General features: G+C 37.9%; 17 protein-coding genes. 12 read left to right on the forward strand and 5 right to left on the reverse strand.

Annotated features, from left to right (window positions below):
* Positions 1–93 precede the first annotated feature (93 nt).
* The gene (locus BABA_RS25235; protein WP_007088115.1) at positions 94–765 is read right to left on the reverse strand and encodes a B3/B4 domain-containing protein; all 672 of its coding nucleotides are present in this window, start codon (positions 763–765) and stop codon (positions 94–96) included.
* 108 nt (positions 766–873) lie between these two features.
* Between BABA_RS25235 and queG the strand changes: the two genes are divergently transcribed.
* From queG to BABA_RS25280, 9 genes are all read left to right on the forward strand, one after another.
* On the forward strand, positions 874–2,004 hold the full coding sequence (gene queG / locus BABA_RS25240) for a tRNA epoxyqueuosine(34) reductase QueG (protein WP_007088116.1): 1,131 nt from the start codon (positions 874–876) through the stop codon (positions 2,002–2,004).
* 87 nt (positions 2,005–2,091) lie between these two features.
* Complete coding sequence (locus BABA_RS25245; protein ID WP_007088117.1) at positions 2,092–2,970, forward strand: amidase domain-containing protein; 879 nt, start codon at positions 2,092–2,094, stop codon at positions 2,968–2,970.
* 73 nt (positions 2,971–3,043) lie between these two features.
* Positions 3,044–3,517, forward strand: coding sequence for a tRNA (uridine(34)/cytosine(34)/5-carboxymethylaminomethyluridine(34)-2'-O)-methyltransferase TrmL (trmL, locus tag BABA_RS25250; RefSeq protein WP_007088118.1), 474 nt, complete (start codon positions 3,044–3,046; stop codon positions 3,515–3,517).
* Positions 3,518–3,858: 341 nt separating this feature from the next.
* A complete protein-coding gene (locus tag BABA_RS25255; protein WP_007088119.1) occupies positions 3,859–5,754 on the forward strand; it encodes a PrkA family serine protein kinase in 1,896 nt (631 codons plus the stop codon).
* A 403-nt stretch (positions 5,755–6,157) separates the two neighbouring features.
* Complete coding sequence (yhbH, locus tag BABA_RS25260; RefSeq protein ID WP_007088120.1) at positions 6,158–7,324, forward strand: sporulation protein YhbH; 1,167 nt, start codon at positions 6,158–6,160, stop codon at positions 7,322–7,324.
* Positions 7,325–7,437: 113 nt separating this feature from the next.
* Positions 7,438–8,631: an N-acetylglucosamine-6-phosphate deacetylase gene (gene nagA, locus BABA_RS25265; RefSeq protein WP_007088121.1), complete on the forward strand. Its 1,194-nt coding sequence runs from the start codon at positions 7,438–7,440 to the stop codon at positions 8,629–8,631.
* A 2-nt stretch (positions 8,632–8,633) separates the two neighbouring features.
* Positions 8,634–9,371, forward strand: coding sequence for a glucosamine-6-phosphate deaminase (gene nagB, locus BABA_RS25270; RefSeq protein ID WP_007088122.1), 738 nt, complete (start codon positions 8,634–8,636; stop codon positions 9,369–9,371).
* Between the two features lie 24 nt (positions 9,372–9,395).
* Entirely contained in the window at positions 9,396–10,118 is a 723-nt protein-coding gene (locus BABA_RS25275) for a GntR family transcriptional regulator (protein WP_007088123.1), read from the forward strand.
* A 90-nt stretch (positions 10,119–10,208) separates the two neighbouring features.
* On the forward strand, positions 10,209–11,204 hold the full coding sequence (locus BABA_RS25280) for a CAP domain-containing protein (RefSeq protein ID WP_007088124.1): 996 nt from the start codon (positions 10,209–10,211) through the stop codon (positions 11,202–11,204).
* A gap of 26 nt (positions 11,205–11,230) precedes the next feature.
* On the opposite strand, the gene BABA_RS25285 is transcribed toward BABA_RS25280, so the two are convergent.
* The 3 genes from BABA_RS25285 to BABA_RS25295 form a co-directional block, all read right to left on the reverse strand.
* Positions 11,231–12,223, reverse strand: coding sequence for a sensor histidine kinase (locus BABA_RS25285; RefSeq protein ID WP_235749810.1), 993 nt, complete (start codon positions 12,221–12,223; stop codon positions 11,231–11,233).
* Positions 12,224–12,685: 462 nt separating this feature from the next.
* Positions 12,686–14,194: a diguanylate cyclase domain-containing protein gene (locus BABA_RS25290; RefSeq protein WP_007088126.1), complete on the reverse strand. Its 1,509-nt coding sequence runs from the start codon at positions 14,192–14,194 to the stop codon at positions 12,686–12,688.
* Between the two features lie 147 nt (positions 14,195–14,341).
* Complete coding sequence (locus tag BABA_RS25295; protein ID WP_007088127.1) at positions 14,342–15,004, reverse strand: FMN-dependent NADH-azoreductase; 663 nt, start codon at positions 15,002–15,004, stop codon at positions 14,342–14,344.
* A gap of 181 nt (positions 15,005–15,185) precedes the next feature.
* Here BABA_RS25295 and BABA_RS28345 point away from each other — a divergent pair, with 181 nt between their 5' ends.
* From BABA_RS28345 to BABA_RS25305, 3 genes are all read left to right on the forward strand, one after another.
* On the forward strand, positions 15,186–15,317 hold the full coding sequence (locus BABA_RS28345; RefSeq protein ID WP_268870175.1) for a hypothetical protein: 132 nt from the start codon (positions 15,186–15,188) through the stop codon (positions 15,315–15,317).
* A gap of 381 nt (positions 15,318–15,698) precedes the next feature.
* A complete protein-coding gene (locus BABA_RS25300; protein WP_007088128.1) occupies positions 15,699–17,114 on the forward strand; it encodes an MFS transporter in 1,416 nt (471 codons plus the stop codon).
* 391 nt (positions 17,115–17,505) lie between these two features.
* Positions 17,506–18,921 carry an MFS transporter gene (locus BABA_RS25305; RefSeq protein ID WP_007088129.1) on the forward strand — a complete coding sequence of 472 codons (1,416 nt, stop codon included), beginning with the start codon at positions 17,506–17,508 and terminating at the stop codon, positions 18,919–18,921.
* A 75-nt stretch (positions 18,922–18,996) separates the two neighbouring features.
* On the opposite strand, the gene BABA_RS25310 is transcribed toward BABA_RS25305, so the two are convergent.
* Positions 18,997–20,190 carry an ROK family transcriptional regulator gene (locus BABA_RS25310; RefSeq protein ID WP_007088130.1) on the reverse strand — a complete coding sequence of 398 codons (1,194 nt, stop codon included), beginning with the start codon at positions 20,188–20,190 and terminating at the stop codon, positions 18,997–18,999.
* Positions 20,191–20,372: the final 182 nt, after the last annotated feature.

The raw sequence follows: 20,372 nt of genomic DNA on the forward strand, positions 1-20,372 counted from the left end.
TTCTCATCACCCGCTCCATACATATTAACTAACGCAGTGTATCGTTACATAGGAGAACGATGCGTTGCGTTTTTTCTTTTGAAAAAGGATGCCTCATAGACATCCTAGAATTCGGTAAGAAGCTTCCCCTCCATGTATTTGCGTAAACATGTTCATTAAGGATTCAGTCAGTCTATTAGCATTTTCAATATCTGTTGACGGTCGCAAATAAATAATTTGCAAAGCATCTTTCGTATTAACCGTTACTGGTGTCCTTTCAGAATCGACAAAAGGACTACCGAACGGCCCTTCTTGATCAGCAGCCACGATTAGTCTCTCCAAGGAGTTCTTCCTCCCATTCAATCCAATGTATTCTTCGCCATCTTTACCAATCCGGATTTCTACAAGCCCTTGTACTAAATCAAGGTCGTAGATTCCAATAGGCACTTGATATTGTAATGAGAAAAAATTATTGATGTCGATAGCGCTTTGAACAGTAGTTAGATAATTTTGCTTTTTTACTCTCCGATACAAGCTTTCTGCGGAATGCCGATATCGGTTAGGATCCTTTCCCGTCTTTTTAAAAATATTCCGCCATTCTAGAATGCTAGGAAGATCTGTTACCTGTTTATTTTCTAAATCAAAATAAATAGACTCTTGGAAAAGCTGCAGCCTGCCCTTCAGCATTTGTGGTGAATCGCCAACCGTAATATTTCTGTATTCAATAACCCCAAGCTTAAAGTCGGGAATTTGCTCGATTATATCTGAAGAAAGTTGAATTTCCAACGTTTTCACCTCCAAAATTCATTAAAAATAGTTTATCATAAGTAGATGCGATGCTAATAATTTATCCACTTTAATAGATCAATTATATGGGAAAGGAGGGGACTTTGAGTGGACGTTCAAAAATTCAAACAAGAACTTATTGCCTATAGTAAAGAAATAGGAATTGATAAGATTGGATTTACAACCGCTGATCCTTTCTCTGAACTTAAAAACAGATTAATAAGACAGCAGGAGCTTGGCTATCATTCAGGATTTGAGGAGCCGGATATTGAGAAGCGGGTTACCCCCACCTTATTGCTAGATGAACCGCGTTCGATTATTTCGATTGCCTTAGCCTATCCATCCAAAATGAAGGATCGTGTGGTGAGTAAGAAGGGTGAGAGAAGAGGGATCTTCAGCAGGGCTTCATGGGGTCTTGATTATCATCATTTACTCCGTGACAAGCTGAAAAAATTAGAAGAATTCATAAAAATGAAGGTACCCGATGCTCGATTGAAATCAATGGTCGACACGGGAGAGCTTTCAGATCGCGCCGTAGCTGAAAGAGCGGGTATTGGCTGGAGCGGAAAGAACTGTGCCATTATTACCCCGGAATTTGGCTCTTACGTTTATATAGGTGAAATGATTACCAGTATCCCCTTTGAACCAGACACACCAATTGAAGACCAATGCGGGTCATGCACAAAGTGTTTGGAGGCATGTCCAACAGGCGCCTTAGTCCAGGGCGGCCAGATTAATGCCCAGCGCTGTATTTCATTTTTAACACAGACAAAAGGGTTTATACCTGATGAATTCCGTGAAAAGATAGGAAATCGCGTCTACGGCTGTGATTCCTGCCAGACCGCATGTCCACATAACAAGGTGAAGAACTTTCATTTTCACGAAGAAATGGAACCGGATCCTGAAGTAGCAAAACCATTATTGAGACCTATTTTACAATTAAGCAATCGTGAATTTAAAAATAAGTTTGGTGATGTTTCAGGTTCTTGGAGAGGCAAAAAGCCGATACAAAGAAATGCGATGATTGCTCTTGCCCATTTTAAGGATGAAAGTGCTGTTTCTGACTTAATTGAGGTATTAAAAAATGAAGCAAGCCCTGTAGCGAGAGGGACGGCTGCATGGGCTCTTGGAAAAATTGGCGGTGAGACTGCTTTTGCTGCGTTAGAAAAGGCAAAAGCAGTGGAAACAGATTCCGCAGTTCAAATAGAAATCGAAAAAGCTTTAAGTTTGAATAAATAGGTGAAGAGCAAACCACATGGGTTTAGCTCTTTTTTTATATTAAATCTTTCAACTAATCATATGTATAAAAAGAGAGGGGTGAAGAATATGCGTGAATTACTTCAAGACTTATTTGACAAAAGGCTGGATTTATTTGTTTCTGAAAAAAGAGGTAATAAGTTATTTTTTCCAAAGGCAGAACGGAAACATGCGGCAGCAGCAAAAAGGTCTGCAGATATTGTAAAGGTAAAAGCCTCCGGTAAAATTGTCGAGGAGGCTGTGGAGGATGAATTTCAAACGCTGAAATACCTCGCCCATTATCAATATTTAATCAAACAAAAAGATCTCCTTTATCTAGAAGAAGAAATGGAGGAAAGGATTGCTAAGTTTTACAAGGGGGCTTTAGTAATGGATGAGGAAATTACCAAGCCTTTTAGTAATCCGCAGCCAGTTCAGGATGTAAAAGCTTCGGAATCGGATGAACAGGATAACCGAATAAGTTATCAATATAATCGTCTTAAAGCTGTCCAATATGCAGAGCGCTGGTGGAACACGTATAATCCTGCTTTTAAATCATTTGAAAATAATTGTACGAACTATATTTCTCAATGTCTTAGAGCGGGGGAGGCACCTATGAGGGGTCATCCGAACCGAGGGAATGGCTGGTGGTACCAGCGTACGAATTGGAGCTATAGTTGGGCAGTGGCACATTCACTAAAAAACTATTTTGGAAACTCGAAAAGTGGCCTTAGAGCAAGGGAAGTCAGCAGTCCTGATCAACTGATTTTAGGGGACATTATTTGCTATGACTTTGAAGGCGATGGCAGATTTAATCATAATACGATTGTAACGGGTAAGGATGCCGATGGGATGCCATTAGTGAATGCCAATACTTATAACAGCCGAATGCGGTATTGGGCATATGAGGATTCCTCCGCTTATACCCCGAACATTAAATATAAGTTTTATGCCATTATTGATGAATAAGAAATCTTCCTCCTTGAACAGATGAATGAAAGTGGTATAATTGCCTGTAGAGTTTTTATTCGAGGTGAAATTCGTGTCCAACCATGTAGTCTTATATCAACCACAAATACCATCAAATACAGGGAACATTGCCCGTACCTGTGCAGGCACAGATACTTCTTTACATTTAATTCGTCCGTTAGGTTTTTCTACAGACGATAAGATGTTAAAACGAGCTGGTTTAGATTATTGGGAATATGTAAATATAACCTATTATGATTCCTTAGAAGAATTTTTTGAAAAGAATGCCGGCGGTGAATTCTTCTATATTACCAAATTTGGGGAAAAGCAATATAGCAGCTTTGATTATAGTAATCCCAGCAAAGATTATTATTTTATTTTTGGACGGGAAACAACGGGTCTTCCAAAAGAGGTAATCGAAAAAAATAAAGAAACTGCTCTAAGAATTCCCATGACTGAACATATTCGTTCCTTAAATTTATCCAATACGGCTGCAATTCTCATTTATGAAGCATTGCGCCAGCAAAACTTTGCACATTTAAAATAACAATAAAAAAGGCTGCCGGTACCGGCAGCCCTTTTTGTATTATTTATTTGCACCCGGTTTGTCGTTATAACCTGAAGTGAAGATTGCCGATAAGAATGCAATCATTACTAAAATAACGATGAAAGTATTCATGTTATGTATTGCCCCCTTCGTCATACAACTTTTTAGTTTTTCAACATATAGTTTTATTATAGCCTAACTTTAAAAAATGAAAAGAGCAAGATTCCTTTTATTGAAATAAAAATAGACTGTAACTCACGATGGTTACGCATGTTCAAGTTCCTTAGTGCATAGAGTATATTAATCGTCTCTGATTAAGCTACTACAGGGGGAGGGCCTTTATGGATATTTTAAAAAAAATCGAGATGTTTCGCGAAGAAGAAGAGAAGCTCCGTTGGGAAGGATCATTCGCTGACTATTTACAGTTGTTAAAAGAGAAGCCATGGGTAGCACAATCTGCACATTCACGGGTTTATAATATGCTTAAGGATGCTGGAATCACAGAAGAAAAAGGGAAGAGGAAGTACGAATTTTTCAGTAATCAATTATTTGGGTTAGAGGAATCGCTAGAGCGTTTAGTTGAGGAATACTTCCATCCGGCAGCCAAAAGATTAGATGTTAGGAAACGTATTTTACTGTTAATGGGTCCGGTAAGCGGCGGGAAGTCCACTCTTGTTACGATGCTAAAAAGAGGGCTAGAGGCATACTCACTTACGGATCGCGGTTCTGTTTTTGCTATTAAAGGGTGTCCAATGCATGAGGATCCGCTTCACTTAATTCCGCATCATTTGCGAAAGGATTTCCATGATGAGTATGGGATTCGGATTGAAGGGAATCTTTCACCGCTGAATATGATGCGTCTTGAGCAGGAGTATGGCGGCAGAATCGAGGATGTTTTAGTTGAAAGAATTTTCTTCTCCGAAGATAAACGAACAGGTATTGGAACGTTTAGTCCATCCGATCCTAAATCTCAGGATATTGCTGATTTAACAGGAAGCATTGATTTTTCAACAATCGCTGAATTTGGTTCTGAATCAGATCCACGCGCCTATCGCTTTGATGGTGAACTCAATAAGGCAAACCGCGGGATGATGGAGTTCCAGGAGATGTTAAAATGTGATGAGAAGTTCCTTTGGCATTTATTATCTTTAACCCAAGAAGGAAACTTTAAAGCAGGCCGGTTCGCGCTAATCTCAGCTGATGAGCTGATTGTGGCTCATACAAACGAAACGGAATATCGTTCCTTTATCTCCAATAAGAAAAATGAAGCACTCCATTCGAGAATTATCGTTATGCCGATTCCATATAACTTAAAAGCTTCACAGGAAGAAAGAATTTACGAAAAGATGATTAACGAAAGTGATGTGTCGGATGTTCACATTGCACCACACACGTTAAAAGTAGCAGCGATGTTTACCATATTAACACGCTTAAAGGAACCGAAAAAAGGCGATATTGACTTACTGAAAAAAATGCGCCTTTATGATGGTGAAAACGTGGAAGGATTTAATACGGCGGATGTCGAAGAGCTGAAGCGCGAGTATCCTGATGAGGGGATGAGCGGAATTGACCCTCGTTATGTGATTAACCGTATTTCGTCAACGATTATTCGAAAAGAAGTACCATCCATTAATGCACTTGACGTATTGCGGTCATTAAAAGATGGGCTTGATCAACACCCGTCGATTACCGCTGAGCTGCGTGACCGCTATATGAATTATATCTCTTTAGCACGGAAAGAGTATGATAATATTGCCAAGAAGGAAGTTCAAAAAGCATTTGTTTACTCGTATGAAGAATCAGCCAAAACTTTAATGGATAATTATCTTGATAATGTAGAGGCTTACTGCAATAAGAATAAGCTCCGTGATCAATTAACGGGGGAAGAAATCAATCCAGATGAAAAGCTGATGCGTTCGATTGAGGAGCAGATTGGTATTTCTGAAAACGCCAAAAAGGCCTTCAGGGAGGAAGTATTGATCCGAATTTCAGCCTTCGCGAGAAAAGGCAAACGTTTTGATTATAATTCGCATGATCGCCTCAGGGAAGCGATTCAGAAGAAGTTGTTTGCGGATCTTAAGGATGTTGTCAAGATTACTACTTCATCGAAAACCCCAGATGAGCAGCAATTGAAGAAGATTAATGATGTTGTCGCGCGGTTAGTGGATGAACATGGTTATAACTCAACATCGGCTAATGAATTATTGCGTTATGTCGGGAGTTTATTAAACAGATAGAGTAGATGAGGATTAAAATAGTGAGGACTGGCAGAACGTATCTGTCAGTCCCTTTTTTTCCAATATAAGGTATAATTTATAATCTTTCAACTTTGAGAATTGTCCAGCTCCAGCGCCTAGGGGCTCGGGGTCATAAGCCAATCAGTCAAGAAGGTTAAAGAGCAACCTTCTCGCCTGCTCGTCTTATGCCTGTCGCCCCTGAGCAAGGCGATTCCGCATTTCTAATCTCGTCCATTTTCTTAGGTGAAAACCCAATTGTCGAAATTATTTGTAAATTATTCTCTATCTCTGCATAGGATAAAGTAATCTATACTTTACCTGAATTTTTCATTCGCGTTATCTTATGTATTTGTTAAAAAAGTGTGCAGTATTGACTTAAATAATTTCATAAGGAGGGGTATTAATGTCAACCGATAACCATCAATTTGTGATTTCTAGAGAAGATTGGTCCCTCCACCGTAAAGGCCACGATGACCAAGTTCGGCATCAGGAAAAAGTCCAGGAGGCAATTCGCAACAATCTTCCAGACTTAATTACAGAAGAGAGCATCATAATGTCTAATGGTCGTGATGTGGTAAAAATTCCGATCCGTTCATTGGACGAATATAAAATTCGTTATAATTATGACAAAAACAAACACGTGGGCCAAGGTGACGGTGACAGTCAAGTCGGTGACGTAGTAGCACGTGACGGTTCGAGCGGTCAAAAAGCTCCCGGTAAAGGTCAAGGGGCAGGGGATCAAGCCGGCGAAGATTATTTTGAAGCAGAAGTGTCATTAATGGAGTTGGAAGAAGCATTATTTAAACAATTAGAGCTACCAAATTTAAAGAAAAAAGAAGAACAAGAGCATCTTGTTGAAAATATTGAATTCAACGATATTAGAAAAACAGGATTAATGGGGAACATTGATAAAAAACGGACGATGATGTCTGCTTTTAAACGAAATGCCATGACTGGAAAGCCGGCATTCCACCCAATTTATAAAGAGGATTTGAAATTTAAGACATGGAACGAAGTGGTGAAGCCTGATTCGAAAGCTGTTGTGATTGCGATGATGGACACTAGTGGAAGTATGGGAATATGGGAAAAATATATGGCACGTAGCTTTTTCTTCTGGATGACCCGGTTTTTAAGAACAAAATACGAGACAGTTGAAATTGAGTTTATCGCTCACCATACCGAGGCGAAAATAGTTACGGAGGAAGACTTTTTCTCGAAAGGTGAGAGCGGTGGAACTATATGCTCATCCGCATACCGTAAAGCCCTGGAGATCATTGACACTAAATACAATCCGCGAAAGTTCAACATCTACCCATTCCACTTTTCAGACGGTGATAATCTCACATCGGATAACGCCCGTTGTGTGAAGCTAGTAGAGGAGCTAATGAAGGTATCTAATATGTTTGGCTATGGAGAGGTCAATCAGTACAACAGACATTCTACCTTAATGTCAGCTTACAAGAACATCAAGGATGAAAATTTCCGGTATTATATTCTTAAGCAAAAAGCAGATGTATTTCATGCAATGAAGAGCTTCTTTCAACAGGAAGAGTCAACATTATATGCCTAAAAATATCGACAGGACTCGGTGCCTGTCGATTTTTTCTATTCACTAAATTGGTATAGACAACTATACTTCTTAGGTATAATATAAAGATATAACCTGAAAGGAAGTAATTGAAGATGATTCAAGCATATAATCATATTTTACTTAAGGGTATTCAAATTTATTCCGAAGGCAAGATCATCGATAATGGGTATATAAAAATAAAAGATCAAAAAATTGCAGAATTCGGCACATTAGAGGAACTTGTCCATGAGGAGAACTTTAAGGTAATGGAAGTTCCCGCTCAGTTTCATGCAGTACCGGGTTTTATTGATGTCCATATACATGGTGTAAATGGTGCTGACACAATGGACGGAACCAAAGAGGCTTTGGATACCATTGTTGCAGCATTGCCAAAAGAAGGGACAACAAGCTTTTTAGCTACCACAATGACCCAAGAAGGTAAACAAATTGAAAAGGCATTACTAAATGCCGGTGAATATATTGAAACCCAGCCAGCATATGGAAAAGCGGAAATACTAGGTCTTCATCTTGAAGGGCCGTTTGTAAATGCCAAAAAAGCAGGAGCACAGCCAATACAGCATATTGTCGATCCTAATCTCCCATTATTCAAAGAGTGGCAAAGACTTTCCCGTGGGACAATAAAACTGGTGACGCTTGCCCCGGAGCAGCCTGGTGGATTAGCGATGATTCGCTACTTAAAGGAGCATGGTATTATCGCATCAATCGGTCATACGGATGCAACCTTTGAACAAGTAGGAGAGGCTATTGAAGCAGGTGCGAACCATGTAACACATCTCTTTAATCAAATGAGAGGACTGCATCACCGTGAACCTGGTGTCGTGGGTGCGGCATTTTTACGAAAAGAATTAAAAGCGGAAATCATTGTTGATGGGGTTCATGTTCATCCGGAGATGGTAAATCTTGCTTTCAAAAACAAACATAGCGATGGTTTAATTTTAATCACTGATTCCATGCGGGCTAAATGCTTGAAGAATGGTATGTATGACCTGGGTGGTCAAGAAGTGACCGTAAAAGATGGAAAAGCAGTTCTTGCTGACGGGACACTTGCAGGAAGCATTTTAAAATTAGGGCATGCCGTAAAAAATATTTTATCCTATACAGGATGCTCGTTAGGGGAAGCCATCGAAATGGCTTCAGTCAATCCGGCGAAGCAATTAAATGTGTATGACAGAAAAGGAAGTATCGCTGTTGGGAAGGATGCAGATCTAGTCATCCTTGATGAGAATATGGATGTCTTTATGACATTTTGCCGGGGGATACTTGCCTATAAAAGGGAGGAAAACTAATCATGAAAATTATTGAAGTGAAGGATTATACAGAAATGAGTCTGAAAGCAGCTGAATATATTATTGAAAAGGTTTGTCAAAATCCAAAGATCAAACTGGGGCTTGCAACGGGGGGAACCCCTGTCGGAACCTACAAGAAATTAATTGAAGATTATCAGGAAAATGGGACTTCCTATCGAAACGTTACCACATTCAATTTAGATGAATACATCGGTCTCTCAGGTGAAAATAAAAATAGCTATCGCTACTTTATGGATGTGCAGTTGTTTAATCATATTGATATCAATAAAAATAACACATTTGTTCCGCAAGGAAATAGTAAAGATGTTGAGGAAGAATGTCTTCGTTATGAATCATTAATTGTCAAAAATGGCGGGGTTGATTTGCAAATTCTTGGTATCGGTAGCAATGGTCATATTGGATTTAATGAACCTGGGACAGCTTTTAGCTCTCAAACACATGTCATTGAATTGGCTCCTTCGACAATAAAGGCAAATGCAAGGTACTTTAATCGAATTGAAGAAGTGCCCACAAAGGCAATAACAATGGGGATTTCAACCATAATGAAAAGTAAAGAAATTCTACTATTAGTTTCTGGAGAGACAAAAAAAGAAGCAATGAGCAGGCTTTTAAATGGAAATATTACAGAAGGTTTTCCAGCTTCTGCGCTGAAAAATCACCCATATGTTACAATTATTGCTGAAAAATCGGCAGTTTCGGGTTTGAGAATTCACAGTTAAATTAGAAGGGTGCATGTAAGGAGAATGATAAACAAAAATTCCCCCATTCCACTTTATTATCAGCTTGAGGAACACATTAAAGGATTAATTGATAATGGTGAATTGTGTCCAGGTGATGCCCTTCCACCAGAAAGAGAATATGCTGAGAAATATCAAATTAGCCGGATGACAGTCAGACAAGCTTTTACCCAGCTGGTGAATGAAGGGTATTTATTCCGGCTCCAAGGAAAGGGCACTTTTGTAGCGGAGCGAAAAATTGAACAGCCACTGCAGGGGCTTACAAGCTTCACCGAAGACATGAAAGCAAGAGGACTTAACCCTGAGAGCATTCTTGTTAGGTTTGAAATTATTCCAGCTACAAGTCAGATTGCTGGTCAATTAAAGATTTCTGAAAATGGACTCGTTTATGAAATTAAACGAATCCGTTTAGCAGATGGTGTCCCAATGGCATTGGAAACGAATTATCTTTCATCGGACCTTATTATGGGATTAACAGAAGAAATTGTTAATCAATCGCTTTATGGATATATTGAAGGCGAATTAAGCTTACGAATCGAAAGTGCTTCACAGATTATTGAGTCATCAATTGCCAGTCAAGATGAGGCAGAGCTTTTAAATATTCCAAAAGGGGCACCTGTGATGCACATCCAACAAAATACCTTTTTGAATGATGGCACTCCCGTAGAATTTGTGAAATCAGTTTACCGTGCGGATCGTTATAAATTTATGATTCAAATGAAACGATAACTATTTTAGTCGGATATTACCACTTATAACTTCCCCCGAAAAAATCAAAATAAGAAGGCAAGATGATTTTTTCAAAAGGGGGTTTTACAATTGATAAAAAAACCGGTTGGGTTACTATTAACAGCTGTTCTAACAATGGGACTTGCTGCTTGTAATAACAATGACAATAATCATATAAATGACAATACCATTGATCGGGTAGGCATGAATACAGCCAACAGGAATAACCATTTTATTGATATGCGAAATGGCAGAGATGACGGTATCGACCACAATGGTCTGCTTACTGAGGATTATACAAATCGCAATAACAGTGAAAGTGATTTAAATTGGTTTAATGATCGGAATAAAAATAGAAAAAATAATCGAGACACGATTTCTGCGTATCAAACAACTTTGAATAGTGATCAATATCCTCATACCAGAGCGGTATTAATCCAAGATGCAAAATATCAGTTTATCCGGGTCAATCCTAAACAAGGGGATTGGATAACCCAACAGATACAACCATATATCCAACAATCACTGCCAAATATTGGGCAGCAAAACCCGGTTCCAAATGTACAAGCTCCTGCCCCGCAGCAGCCTGTGGCACCAGCACCGGTTCCAAAACAGGCAAAACCAGCACCGGTTCCGAAGAAGGCACAACCGGCACCAACACCAAAACCGGCGGCTCCGAAACAAAATAATGCCCCAACGACTGGGAATGTAAGTCAATATGTTCAGCAAGTAATTAATTTAACAAATGCAGAGCGGAGTAAGAATGGACTCCCGGCATTAAAAGCTGATACACAGTTAAGCGGGGTTGCTCAAAAGAAAGCTGTGGATATGCAGCAAAATCACTATTTTTCACATACAAGTCCTACTTATGGATCCCCGTTCGATATGATGAGAGATTTTGGAGTAACATATAAGTCTGCTGGAGAAAATATTGCTCAAGGGCAAAGAACACCTCAAGAAGTTGTAACTGCCTGGATGAACAGCGAAGGACATCGGGCTAATATTCTTAGTTCAAAATATACAAATATTGGGGTTGGATTTGAAGAAGCAGGGAAGAATTGGTCACAAATGTTTATAGGTAAATAACCAGAAAGGAACAAACCAACAGAAGCCTAAGCTCTGATGGTTTGTTCCTTTTTCATGATTGCAGTAATCGTTGGAAATTCAAAAAGAAAGGTTGTACCCTTGCCTATTTCACTCTCTACCCAAATTGACCCATCCATTGCTCGGACTATACTATATACGACCATCATGCCGAGCCCGGTTCCCTTTTTCCCTTTTGTGGAATAGAAAGGTTCACCTAATCGATCCAATTGCTCATTTGTCATTCCCACACCTGTATCTTCCACCTTAATGGTTACAAAGCTTTGGGTAAATTCGGTTGAAATCGTTAAATAACCCCCTGAGGGCATCGATTCAATGGCATTTTTGAGCACATTCACGAAGCATTGGCGGAACTTCTGTCCATCCCCCTTAATAAAACCGATGACAGAAAAGTCAGTAATAATTTCCACTGAATTTTGATTTGCTAAGGGTTGAAGGATATTGATGATTTGCCGGAGTTCACTTTTTACATTCAGTTCCTCATACGTCTCCAAAGATGGCTTTGCAAAGGTTAAGTAATCCTGAATGACCCTTTCAGCGGAATTTAATTCTTCTTTAACGATGGATAAGTATTCTTTTCTCTTTTGCCTTGAAAGGTAGTCATCCTGCAGAAGCTGAACGAATCCGCTGGCAGCGGTTAAAGGATTGCGAATTTCATGGGATATAGCAGCCCCCATTTGTTCGACCGCCTTTAATTTCTCCGCTTTAATCAGTTGCTGCTGCATTTCATTATTTTTTCTAACAAATTCAATCCCGTACGAAATGATGCCAATTCCGAGTGAAGGAATAACAAGATAGGCAAACCAAGCATCAAACAGGTTTGAGTGTTTTTGCGAGAGACTCATTCCAAACACAGTCAAAATAGCAAGGATCATCCCCAAACAGACTGTTACAAAAATCCTTCTTTCAGGGGATTGTTTCAAAAACCATGGATGTAATTTCCAAAGAACAGCGGCAAATGGTATATAAAGGATAGCTGTTTCTATAAAGCCTATATCCAATCCGTAGAGAACTCTTAAAATAAGTAAAGCAAAAATAAGAATTGGACCTATTCCAACATAAAGCCCGCCAAGGACTAAGGGTATAATCCTTAAATCATACCTGGAAAATGGAACGGGGTTATAGGAGAACTGAATACAAAGCCATAAAGTTGCAATAAAAATAATGTTTAATGAAGATTTAGATAAGGTAAATTTACCCTTTTCGAGAAATATCAAACAAAAAAATAGAAGAATGATAAAAAGGGAGAGATTTAAGAAAAGGTGTTTCGTAATTTCCATTTTCTTCACCATCCAAAACTTGTTTAGCGTTCCATGCCAAGATTTACTGGGCTTATAGGAAAATTTTACATGGAAATTCCACAAGTTACAACAAAATTTGCGAAATATTTGGAAAAGGGGGGAGTTCGGCAAAATACATGAAATAGAAAAAGGAAGGATTGCCATTTAGGATCCTTCCATATTTTATAAATTTGTTGAAATGGTATTCCTGCCGTTTGTTTTAGATAAATATAAAGCAGTATCTGCCTCTTTAATTAACAGATGCGGCTTTGAGGTTGAAGTAGGAACCATTGACGCAAGTCCGATACTTAATGTGACAATATTTGCGATTTCAGAACTAATATGGGGAATTTTAAGAGATTGCACTGTCCGTTGAATAGTGTGAGCCATTTTCATTCCACCTTCTGTTGTCGTGGATGGCAAGATAAGGGCAAATTCTTCCCCGCCATAACGGCATAGGGTATACCCTGATGCCTCTGAAATCAACCCCTTTATTGCTTGAGCAATTGATTGTAAGCAAAAGTCTCCGGTAAGATGACCGTATGTATCATTATATTTTTTAAAATAGTCAATATCGAACATAATTAGGGTTAAAGGTGCCTGTAAAACTAATGATTCTGACCATTCCTTCTTAAGGGTTTCATCAAAAAATCTCCTATTTGAAATCCCTGTTAAACCATCCATATAGGAAAGACGATTTAACAGCTCATTTGCCTCATGTAATTTTTCTTCAGTAAGTTTCCGTTCGGTAATATTTCTTGAAACAATGATGACCTTTTTACTACCGTCTTCTTGGAAATGAACGCTTTTTAGCTTAGATTCAATCCAGACGTAATCCCCAGACTTTGTACGGAATCGATAAGTACATTCAGCAACACCATCACAGAGTGCCTTTGCAAACATCTCATTAGTACGCTCAATGTCATCGGAATGAATAAAGTTCTCCATTTTTTCCCCTAATAGTTCTGGATATTCAAAATGAATAATTTCCTCCACTGCCGGTGAAATATAAATATACTCCGTTTTTTCATTGTGCATGGTAATCATATCGCTGGAATATTCAGCTATTAAGCGAAACCGTTCCTCAGTTTCTTTTAATTTGATAAGATTTTGTTTTACCTGTATATGCGCTTCATTTGAATCAACAACAAATACAAAAAAATGATAAGCAATAAACCCTCCAAGTAAAGAGATTAGAAAATGCAGAGTTAACAAATTCTTGAGGATTTGGAAATCGTCAATCCTTATGATAAAGATGGTGGATATAATGAATAATCCAATTAAATTCATGATAAAAGCCTTTGTGGTTCGATTTATGTTAACTTTTGAGATAACGCCGCAAAAGATCCCAATGAGCAGTGCACTAATAGATGGGAGTAGGGATGTTTGACTAAAGCCAAAAAGAATTATTCTTCCAAGTGCAATAAGAAATGCCGCAATGAGTGCCGGGATAAAACCACCAAAGGCGGCTGCAATAACAATGGCAAGATGCCTTAGGTCTGCAATGATGGTTGAACTAACTTGAATACTAAACATCATTAAAATATTTCCTAGAAACCCAAAACAAAGACCCCAGTATAGTTTTGTTGAAATTGGTGAGGAATATTGTAAGGGCTTGTTCTTAAAGATCATTCCCATAATAGAAAAGGAAGCAATTAATAATGTGGCATTTGAAACAAAATCTCTGAACATGTATTTTCTCCTGGGATAGAAATGAAAGTCAATATGCAATACTATCCATTATACAATGTATTTGTTATTTTTGACAAAGTCAGAAAGGTAAATTAATGTGGAAGTGAAAAAAGCTTCCTTAAGAAGAAGCTTTCTCTACCTTTCATTTTATATTTGAAAGGCTTTCGCCTTTGCTATTTCTTTAGCAGCAAGTCTGGCATCTTCTTTTGCCCTTTCGATAATTTCAGGTATCTTTTGCGGATATAAATCAAAACCTTCCGCGATTACTGTATCCATTACCTCTATTCCCAGGAAGCTTAGGGCGATATTTAAATAGCGGTCGCCTGATTCCATTTCCTGTAGCGGAGTCCCTGTATATTGCCCACCTCTTGTTTGGATATGGATGGCTTTCTTATTCACTAAAAGCCCTTTTGGCCCGTTAGGAGTGTGAGCAAAAGTCTTTCCAGATACAAATAAATTATCGAGGAAGGCCTTTAATACCGCAGGTGAACTCAAATTCCACATTGGAGACACAAAAACATAATAATCATATGTTATAAATTCATCAGCAAGAGCAAGCATTTTTAGGATTTTTTCTCGTTCTGTATCTGTCAATTGATCCAAGGTATAGCCGTAACCAGCTAATTTTCCCCTTGCAGAAACTAGGTCTGCGTCCATTTGGGCAAAATCTAGAGTGAACAAATCCATTTTCTTTATTTCAACGTCTGGACGATCCTGCTTAAAAGCTTCAAGAAAAGCCTCCCCAATTTGTAACCCTTTTGATTTCTCAAGGCCTTTTGGATTTGCCGTCACATAAAGCAATCTTTCCATTCAAACACAACCCATCAATTTATTTTTGATCCAATGTATTAATTATAGAAGAGATCTTTTTACCCAAAGATGAACAAAAGGTGAAGTTCTTGAACATTAAGTGACTTTTGTACTTGATTTGAGTTAATCATAAAAAAAAGGACAAAATAATTACAAAAGTAAACTTTGGAGGTAAGGATTGATGAAGGAAAAGAAGAAAGAAACAATAAAGATTGTTACAAACGAGGCAATTCGAGGTAAACCATATTTGGATATTGATCGTGTGATAATGGAAGGGAAAACAGCTGACAAAACTCAAAATAGGGAAGATTAATATTCGAAATAATGTGAACTTTTTACCATTTAAGAAATAAAGGATGTTTGTCGTGGTAAGTTTCTACGATTTAACATCCCTTTGTTTATTTCCTTTTCCTTTAAAAGCTGAGTTTTAAATTCAAAAAACTTTTTATATTAGCGCTTACAAAAAGTTGTTGACGAATAGAAAGAAGGGTGATATTCTAAGTTTACAAATTAATTTGTAAGTTTAATAAACAAATTAATGGAATATAAATCCATACTCGAGTTGGGAAATGATTTTTTTTAAACGTAAGTGAAAAGGTTTACATGTTTAAAACAAAAGAAAATTAAAAGAAAAAGAAGGCGTATTTGTGGGAGAAATCTTTCATTTACAGCTAATCAATTGGAGGGGTAAAAAATGGGTCAACCTGCAAAAAAATTAGATACTTCATCAACATCTATCATTGGAAATACTGTCCGTCCCTTTGGAATGAGAGATAAATTGGGTTATATGTTTGGTGACTGGGGAAATGATTTCTTCTTTATTTTAGCAGCATCGTTCTTAATGGTTTTCTATACAGATGTTTATCATATTAGTCCAGCGCTTGTAGGAACTCTCTTTTTAGTTGCACGTTTGTGGGATGCCATTGCGGATGTTACTGTTGGACGTTTCATTGACTCTAGAAAGGCCGGGAAAAACGGTAAATTCAGACCATGGATTTTTAGAATGTCTTTCCCCCTTGTAATCGTGGGTGTATTAATGTTCGTGCATATTCCAGGGATGTCTACTGGATTTTATGAAGCCTATGCATTTATAACCTATCTTTTATGGGGAACTTTATATAGTACTGTAAATATTCCTTACGGTTCAATGGCATCTGTGATGACGTCAGATCCTGTCGAACGGACAACTTTATCAACCTTCCGTTCACTTGGCGGTGCGTTAGCGGGATTAATTATCAATGTTGCAGGCCCATTAATTTTATTTGTAGATAATAAGGCTGATGCAAATCGTTTTATTCTTGGTGCCATTATTTTCGGTATTCTTTCACTAACATGTTATATGGCTTGTTATAAATTAACTGTTGAACGAATCGTTGCTCCTGAATCTGAAACACCAAAAGGAAATTTTGCGCAAACAGTAAAGGGCCTTGGAAAAAACAAACCATTGCTTTGGATTTTAGTTGCCTCATTACTTTTCTTGGTATGCTTCATGCTTGTGGGGACAGTAAACGTTTACTTATTTAAAGATTATTTCAGCAATGCGAAGGCATTAAGTATGGTAGGTCTTATACAGACTGTTGCTTTAATCATTGCTATGCCTATGGTTAAACCGTTAGTAGCTAAGTTTGGTAAAAAGGAATTAGCATCTGGAGGACTATTCCTCTCTATCATTGTATATACACTATTGTACTTCTTACCTAACTTAACTGCAGGTCAATTTACCGGTGTATTAGCTGTTGGAATGTTTGGATTCTCCTTCTTTAACCTAGTGATTTGGGCATTCGTAACAGATGTAATTGATTATCATGAATATTTAACTGGTTTGCGAGAAGATGGAACCGTATACTCTATCTATTCATTTGCTCGTAAAGTAGGTCAAGCTGTTGCGGGTGGTCTTGGCGGTTATGCGATTGCTGCAGTTGGGTATAACTCAACAAGCCAATCACAAACACAAGAGGCGCTGTCTGGAATTCATTCACTGGCAACGTTAGTACCTGCCGTGATTCTCCTTGTTGTTTTCTTAATCTTGGTATTCTTTTATCCATTAAATAAAAAACGCACCATGCAGCTTACTGCTGATTTAGCTGAAAGAAGAAAGGTACAAAACTAAATACTACTTTATTGATCCTAGTTAGGACACAATACAATAATGACAGCCCCGATACTCATGAAAATGAGATCGGGGCTTTTTATCTTTATAAGAAATTCTCAAAAATGGCATAATTTTTTAAGATAACCGCTTACAAAATTTATTGACGAATAATGTCGAAGGTGGTAATCTGTTTATGTACTAATTAGTTAGTTTACTAAACAAATTAAATGAAATCGCTTCAAACTCTAGAATAAATTTATCTTTTATCTTGTTTTGAAAAGGATTTCAAGAGGCAGAATATTAGAAAACTGATGAGGAAATAAGACATACATTTGTAGGCCTTTATCCCTTGGAAGGAATTATTGTTGTTTTTTGCTAAAGCAAAACATAAGTGATGGAGGGGTTTAAATTGGGTGAAACAGCTAGGAAATTAGAACCAGTAGAATCAGGGGCTTCAACTGCTGAGCACAGAAAATTTGGTATGAGAGATAAAATGGGTTATTTATTTGGTGACTTTGGAAATGATTTCTTTTTTATGCTAGTTAGTTCATTCTTAATGGTATACTATACGGATGTTTTCGGTATTAGTGCAGCAACAGTGGGAATTCTCTTTTTAGTTGCCAGGTTATGGGATGCGGTAGCAGATGTTACTTGGGGCCGCTTCATTGATACAAGGAAATCGGGGAAAAATGGTAAATTCAGACCCTGGATTTTTAGAATGTCCTTTCCACTAGTTATTACAGGTGTTTTAATGTTCGTACACATTCCAGGCATGTCTAATGGGTTTTATCTAGCATATGCCTTTGTCACTTACATTTTATGGGGTACCTTTTATAGTACAGTTAATATTCCTTATGGCTCAATGGCGTCTGTTATTACAAGTGATCCGGTTGAACGAACAACGTTATCTACTTTCAGAACATTGGGTTCATCGTTAGCAGGATTAATCATTAATGTCGTTGGCCCATTGGTTGTGTTTGTTGACAATAAGGCAGATGCCAACCATTTTCTCTTAGCAGCCGTTATCTTCGGTGTACTTTCTCTATCTTGTTACATGGCATGTTATAAACTTTCAACTGAGCGTGTGATTGCAACTAAAACGAAGGAGCAAGAGGCTAATTTTGGTCAAACAGTAAAAGGTCTTGTGAAAAACAAACCTTTAATGTGGATCCTAATCGCTTCGCTAGCTTTTATGATGTGCTTTATGCTTATCGGTGCTGTTAATGTGTATTTGTTTAAAGATTATTTTAGTAACGCAGCAGCATTAAGTATGGTCGGACTCATTCAAACGGTTACAGTGTTTATTGCTATGCCGGCAATAAAACCATTAGTAGCGAAATTTGGTAAAAAGGAAACAGCTGCAGCAGGTTTATTACTTGCAGCCGTTGTCTATCTTCTTTTGTACTTCTTACCAAACTTAAATGCCACTCAATTTATAGCCATTTTATCTTTTGCAATGTTTGGATACGCATTCTTTAATCTAGTAGTTTGGGCATTCGTAACAGATGTCATTGATTTTCATGAATATTTAACCGGTTTACGAGAAGATGGAACCGTTTATTCTATATATTCGTTTGCTCGTAAATTAGGTCAAGCACTTGCTGGCGGTATCGGTGGTATTGCGATTGCAGCAGTTGGATACGACGCAACTCGTCATTCGCAAAGTCATGAAGCATTACAAGGTATTCATACACTCGGTACTTTAGTACCAGCAGTGATCCTAGCCGTGATTTTCCTAATTTTAGTTTTCTTGTATCCATTAAATAAGAAACGAACAAATCAACTTACTGTTGATTTAGCTGAAATGAGAAAGTCTCAAAAATAAAACTTCATAGAAAAAACTAAGAACCCCCTATTAGCTTACAGCTTTAGGGGGTTCTTTCATTTTAAAATAAATAGACTAGTTGATGACGCTTACATTTTTCTCCTTTTGCTCATTGTAATAAAAATTCAACATCGGCACCTCAAGGAAGTATTTGATAGCTAGTGCGCATGCTCCAAGACCACAGGATTTTTTCCCGATCGAGGATATCAATAATTCCCGATAGTGGCTGATGGAAGAATGGAGATTTTTATTAATCTTATCCAAAGAGTTCGGATATATCCGTAGCAATTCACTATCCAATACAAGTACATCTGGATTGTACATGTTAATCATATTATTTAATCCAATTGAAAGGTAGTAAATGAATTGCTCTAGCAATTCGTGTACTTCTTCGTCACCTTCATCAATCCATCCTTGAATTTGTTCATAGGTAAGATTCTTAATCTTTCTTTTTTCAGAAAGATATTCAAAAATGCTTGATTCGGAGGCATACTTTTCCCAGCAACCTTTGTTTCCGCAATTACAGGGCTTTCCACCTGGCATAATAATCATGTGACCAGCTTCACCTGCATACCCGTCGTGGCCGCGAAAAAATTCGCTGTTCATCATCATCCCAAGACCAATACCGGAATAGAGGGTAGCACATAAAAGATTATTCGTCTCATGGTGAACAAACACTCTCTCGGCAAAGGCAGAAAGATTCGCATTGTTTTCAAGATAAATATTGATGCCCAGTACCTTTTCTAAATCATTCTTTAAGTGTACGTCATGCCAGTTAAACCTTGGTACATAATGAACAATTTCGTCTGTTGCGACAAGGCCATGAATAGCTATGACAATTCCAACAATCCCGTATTGGCTGTCTGTGTACGCAGATCTGTATTTTTGAATCTGCTCCATTAAAAGGTGCAGAATCTTAAAATAGTCTGTAGTATCTATTTCAATAGTAGTAGAAGAAATAGGCTGACCAAGAAGATTGGAAAGGGTAAATGAAAGTTGACCATAATCGAGGTCAATACCAAGCGCATAGCCAGCTTGTCCGTTTAATGACAGCATGATAGGCTTCCGCCCTACATGATTATGCTCTAGTTGTGTTTCGATAATTAATCCTTCATCTAGTAAGTCTGCTACTTGTGCTGAAATCGTTGCTCGTGTCAGGGCAGTGACCTTCGATAAGTCAGCCCTTGAAATCATTCCTTCTTTTACAATTTCTCGGATGATTAAAGAGCGATTAATTTTTTTTATATAAGCCGCATCACCGGTAACCATTCTTATCCTCCATTTCTAAGCAGATAGGAAAGGAAACTTTCCTATCTTAGGGACTCGCAGATTGGCGAAGTACCCCTTCTAACAATCTTCTTCTATTATAACAGGTAATGACAGGCATGGATTAGTATAATTAAATTAATTCATAAACTGTCAATTGACGAAACATACTAAACATGATATGG

The sequence above is a fragment of the Neobacillus bataviensis LMG 21833 genome (assembly GCF_000307875.1).
Lineage (GTDB): Bacteria > Bacillota > Bacilli > Bacillales > Cytobacillaceae > Neobacillus > Neobacillus bataviensis.

Coding starts and splice junctions, on each gene's coding strand:
- BABA_RS28345 (WP_268870175.1), top strand. CDS start 15,186: ATGAAGGAAAAGAAGAAAGAAACAATAAAGATTGTTACAAACGAGGCA.
- yhbH (WP_007088120.1), top strand. CDS start 6,158: ATGTCAACCGATAACCATCAATTTGTGATTTCTAGAGAAGATTGGTCC.
- BABA_RS25255 (WP_007088119.1), top strand. CDS start 3,859: ATGGATATTTTAAAAAAAATCGAGATGTTTCGCGAAGAAGAAGAGAAG.
- BABA_RS25295 (WP_007088127.1), bottom strand. CDS start 15,004: ATGGAAAGATTGCTTTATGTGACGGCAAATCCAAAAGGCCTTGAGAAA.
- BABA_RS25290 (WP_007088126.1), bottom strand. CDS start 14,194: ATGTTCAGAGATTTTGTTTCAAATGCCACATTATTAATTGCTTCCTTT.
- BABA_RS25275 (WP_007088123.1), top strand. CDS start 9,396: ATGATAAACAAAAATTCCCCCATTCCACTTTATTATCAGCTTGAGGAA.
- nagA (WP_007088121.1), top strand. CDS start 7,438: ATGATTCAAGCATATAATCATATTTTACTTAAGGGTATTCAAATTTAT.
- BABA_RS25310 (WP_007088130.1), bottom strand. CDS start 20,190: ATGGTTACCGGTGATGCGGCTTATATAAAAAAAATTAATCGCTCTTTA.
- BABA_RS25300 (WP_007088128.1), top strand. CDS start 15,699: ATGGGTCAACCTGCAAAAAAATTAGATACTTCATCAACATCTATCATT.
- nagB (WP_007088122.1), top strand. CDS start 8,634: ATGAAAATTATTGAAGTGAAGGATTATACAGAAATGAGTCTGAAAGCA.
- BABA_RS25245 (WP_007088117.1), top strand. CDS start 2,092: ATGCGTGAATTACTTCAAGACTTATTTGACAAAAGGCTGGATTTATTT.